The 4,220-nt window shown below is 69.9% G+C and carries 6 protein-coding genes; 5 read left to right on the forward strand and 1 reads right to left on the reverse strand.

Features of this window, described 5'->3' with window-relative positions; genetic code table 11:
* Nucleotides 1–407, forward strand: a 407-nt coding sequence (locus tag AC1DOC_RS21960) for an MFS transporter (RefSeq protein ID WP_478130474.1), incomplete at its 5' end; no start/stop codon positions are given.
* Nucleotides 408–414: 7 nt separating this feature from the next.
* Here the strand turns inward: AC1DOC_RS21960 and AC1DOC_RS21965 are convergent.
* A complete protein-coding gene (locus tag AC1DOC_RS21965) occupies nucleotides 415–702 on the reverse strand; it encodes a hypothetical protein (protein ID WP_478081706.1) in 288 nt (95 codons plus the stop codon).
* Between the two features lie 169 nt (nucleotides 703–871).
* Here AC1DOC_RS21965 and AC1DOC_RS21970 point away from each other — a divergent pair, with 169 nt between their 5' ends.
* The 4 genes from AC1DOC_RS21970 to AC1DOC_RS21985 all read left to right on the forward strand — a co-directional run.
* Nucleotides 872–1,459 carry an NAD(P)H-dependent oxidoreductase gene (locus AC1DOC_RS21970; protein ID WP_015867516.1) on the forward strand — a complete coding sequence of 196 codons (588 nt, stop codon included), beginning with the start codon at nucleotides 872–874 and terminating at the stop codon, nucleotides 1,457–1,459.
* Nucleotides 1,456–2,730, forward strand: coding sequence for an amidohydrolase family protein (locus AC1DOC_RS21975; RefSeq protein WP_307595601.1), 1,275 nt, complete (start codon nucleotides 1,456–1,458; stop codon nucleotides 2,728–2,730). The genes AC1DOC_RS21970 and AC1DOC_RS21975 overlap by 4 nt, the downstream gene beginning before the upstream one ends.
* A gap of 16 nt (nucleotides 2,731–2,746) precedes the next feature.
* Complete coding sequence (locus tag AC1DOC_RS21980; protein WP_015867518.1) at nucleotides 2,747–3,610, forward strand: creatininase family protein; 864 nt, start codon at nucleotides 2,747–2,749, stop codon at nucleotides 3,608–3,610.
* 73 nt (nucleotides 3,611–3,683) lie between these two features.
* Nucleotides 3,684–4,220 (forward strand): ABC transporter substrate-binding protein (locus tag AC1DOC_RS21985; RefSeq protein ID WP_478130475.1); only part of this gene is annotated, 537 nt, incomplete at its 3' end.

The raw sequence follows: 4,220 nt of genomic DNA on the forward strand, positions 1-4,220 counted from the left end.
CGCTGGCGGCGCCGCTGGCCGGCCGGCTGGCCGACCGCCGCGGGCCCGAGCTGGTGACGCGGCTGGGCGCCGGGCTGGCGGTGCTGTCGTTCGCGGCCATGGGCCTGGCACCGCTGATGGCGCCGCAGGCGCAGCTCTGGCTGCTGGCGCTGGCCGCGGTCGGCTTCGACCTGGGCATGCAGGCGGCGCTGATCGCGCACCAGACCATCGTCTACGGCATCGAGCCCGGTGCGCGCAGCCGGCTCAACGCGGTGCTGTTCACCAGCATGTTCATCGGCATGGCGGCCGGCTCGGCGCTGGGTGCGCTGGCGCTCGCGCAGTGGGGCTGGGCCGGCGTGACCGGGCTGGCGACCGCCACGGCCGCCGCGGCGCTGGCGGTGCGGCTCTGGCCGCGCAAGGCCAGGTAGCGTCGGCTCACCTTGAGCCCGCTGCGCAGCACGGCTTGAATTCGACGGTGGGGCCGAAGGCAGTGTCGATGACCCGGGTACGCGATTCCGCCTGCAGGTCTTCTCCGCCGCCGCCACCGGCCGCCGCGGCGCCGATGCGCCGCACTTCCTCGGACTGCGCCTCGTCGAGCGGCGCCTTGCCATGGGCGCGCGGCAGCATGACGTAGACGGCGAAGAGCGCGGCGTTCACGACGAGCGCCATCGCGATCACCTTCTCGTAGACGGAAGAAATGCTCTGTGCATGGCGCGGTTGCATATGGCTCTCCTGCGCATCGGTGCGCACTGGCGGCAAACATAGGCGATCGGCGCCGCCGCCGCGTCCTCCGAAGCAATGACGGCCCCCCCCCGAGCCCCACTCCGGTGCATCCGGACTGGCACGTCGCTTGCATAACCTGACCACTTGCTCTGATTAAGCGGTCAAATTCATGCGCGTGCTCGTCGTCTACTGCCATCCGGTCGAAACCAGCTTCCACGCCGCCCTGCACCAGGAGGTGCTGAAGAACCTGCGCGCGGCCGGGCACGAGGTGGACGACTGCGATCTGTACGCCGAAGGCTTCAACCCGGTGCTCTCGCGCGAGGAGCGGCTCGGCTACCACGAGGTGCCGGGCAACCAGCTGCCGCTCAAGCCCTATGTGGAGCGGCTGCTGTGGGCCGAGGGCATCGTGTTCTGCTTTCCGACCTGGTGCTTCGGCCTGCCGGCGATGCTCAAGGGCTACTTCGACCGGCTCTTCATGCCCGGCGTGGCCTTCGACATCAGCGATCCGGCCAACGTGAAGCCGATGCTCACGCACATCAGGCGCATCAGCGCCGTGGTCACCTACGGGCGGCCGCGCTGGATGGCCTGGTACATGGGCGATCCGCCGCGCAAGATCGTCACGCGCTACATGCTGCGGCTCACGGGCCGCCGCGCCCGCGTGGACTACCACGCCCACTACCACATGAACGTGGCGACCGAGCCCCAGCTCAAGCGCTTCATGGCACGGGTCGGCGCCGCGATGGCGCGCTTCGCATGAAGGCGCCCGCGCTGCTCGGTAATGCGCGCCTGCCGCGCTGGCTGCTGCCGGCCGGCTGGCCAGAGCGCGACGGCGTGCCGGTGCTGGCGCGCATCGCGCTCGAGGCCGGCCGCGTGCAGTCGGTGCGGCCCGCTTCCGGCCCGGACGAGCCCCATCCCGAAGCATGGGACCTGGCCGGCACGCTGGTGCTGCCGGGCTTCGTCGACGCCCACACGCACCTGGACAAGGCCTTCACGCTGCCGCGCATGAAAAAGGTGCAGCCCGGCCTGCTCGGCGCCATCGACGCCATGCTGGCCGACCGCGTGCACTGGAACGCCGCCGACGTGCACGAGCGCGCCGCGCGCGGCCTGCAGTGGGCCTGGGAATGCGGCACCACGCATGTGCGCACGCATGTCGACTGGTGGGAGCCCGACACGGTGCCGCTGGCCTGGCCCGTGATGGCCGAGCTCGCGCAGGAATGGGCCGGCAGGGTACGGCTGGAGCAGGTCAGCCTCATCAAGCTGCCGCTGTTCGAGGACGCCGCGCAGGCCCTGCGGCTTGCCAGGCAGGTGAAGGCCACCGGGCCGCATGCGCTGCTTGGCGGCTTCGTGCATTCCACCAACTGGAGCGAGAACGCGCTGCGCAACCTGCTGGTGGCGGCGCAGGCCTGCGATCTCGACGTCGACCTGCATGTCGATGAAGAACTGAATTCCGCGGCAGCCGGCCTGCAAACCACCGCACGCATCCTGCGCGAGATCGGCTTCGAAGGCCGCGTGGTCTGCGGCCACGTCTGTGCGCTGGCCGCGCAGCCCGAGGCGGAGGCCCTTGCCACGCTCGATGCCGTCGCACGCGCGCCGATCACCATCGTCTCGCTGCCCGCCACCAACCTGCTGCTGCAGGACGCGGTGACGGGCCGCACGCCGCGCCTGCGCGGCCTCACGCTGGTGAAGGAAGCGCGCGAACGCGGCATTCCGCTGCTGTTTGCGAGCGACAACGTGCAGGACCCGTTCTGCCGCCTCGGCAGCTTCGACCCGGTCGAGGCGCTGGGCACGGCCGCGCTCGTCGCCCAACTGCCCGATCCCTTCGACGACTGGTCGCAGGCGCTGTGCCGCGGCGACTGGCTGCAGCGCGCCCCCGCCACGGCGGCGCCCACGCTGGTGGGCGCCAAGGCCGACCTCGTGCTGTTCACCCAGGCCGACCGCCATGGCTGGCCTTCGCGCAGCGCCACCCGCGTGGTGCTGCGCGAGGGCCGCGTCACGCATGGCGACGCGGCGCCCTTCCTTCCCCGCTGACGAACAAAGGAACCCCATGCTCCACGGCTACATCCCGCCCCACCGCTTCCTGCCCTACCTGAGCTGGACCGAAATCGCGGCACTGCCCGACCGCGAGAACACCGTCATCGTGCTGCCCTGCGGCGCCATCGAGCAGCACGGCCCGCACCTGCCGTGCTCGGTCGACAGCGTGATCGCTTCGGGCGTGATGGGCAAGGCGCTCGAGAAGCTGCCGGCCGAGGTGCGCGCCTTCGCGCTGCCCACCATCACCTACGGCAAGTCGGAAGAGCACCTGCACTTTCCCGGCACCATGACGCTCACCGGCACCACGCTCTTGTCGACCGTGACCGAGATCGGCGAGTCGGTCTACCGCGCCGGCTTTCGCAAGCTGCTGTTCGCCAACGGCCATGGCGGCCAGCCGCAGGTGCTGGAGATGGCGGCGCGCGAGCTGCGGCTGCGCCATGGCGACTTCGTGGTKGTGCCGCATGGCGTGTCGCGCCTGCCGAACGCATCGAGCAGGCAGATCAGCGAGCAGGAAAAGAAGCTCTCGATGCACGCCGGCCATTCCGAGACCGCGCTGATGCTCGCGCTGGCGCCCGACACCGTGCATATGGAGCGCGCCGCCGCCAACTTTCCGCCGCCGTTCCCGATCAAGCTGCTGTCGGCCGATGGCCGCCCGGCCTGCGCCTGGACCGCGCGCGACTTCGGCCCGAGCGGCGTGATCGGCGACCCGACCAGCGCCACGCGCGAACAGGGCCAGGAGATCCTGGACACGCTGTCCGACAGCTGGGTGCAGGCATTGACCGAGCTGCATGCGCTGCGCTGGGTGGTGCGCGAGGAAGCCACCTGGGAGCGCGGCCACCAGCAGGGCTTCATCCAGCAGTCCTTCGAGGCCGCCTGAGGCGCGCTACTTGCATCCGCTTCATCGCTTTTTTTCCAACCCTTCCTTCACCAGCCTTCGAGAGGTTCCCACCATGCGCTCCTTCGCTCTTTCCATGGCCGGCGCCGCCGCGCTCGCACTGTTCGCCGCTGCCGCACCGGCCCAGGCGCAAGACAAGTTCACCTACATGACCAACTGGTATGCGCAGGCCGAGCATGGCGGCTTCTACCAGGCGGTGGCGCTGGGCATCTACAAGAAGCACGGCCTGGACGTGACCATCAAGATGGGCGGTCCGCAGGTCAACATCACGCAGATGATGGCCGCGGGCCAGGCCGACTGCATCATGGGTTCGAGCGACATCCAGATGATGCAGGTGCGCGAAGGCGGCGTGCCGGTGGTCAACGTGGCGGCCTTCTTCCAGAAGGACCCGCAGGTGCTGATCGCGCACGACGACGTCAAGAAGTTCGAGGACCTCAAGGGCAAGACGCTGCTGATCGGCGCGCAGGCCAACCGCGGCTACTGGCCCTGGCTCAAGGCCAGGTTCGGCCTCAAGGACGAACAGACGCGCCCCTACACCTTCAACATCCAGCCCTTCGTGGCCGACCCGAACGCCGCGCAGCAAGGCTACCTG

Source organism: Variovorax sp. 01T439_2, from assembly GCF_056398445.1.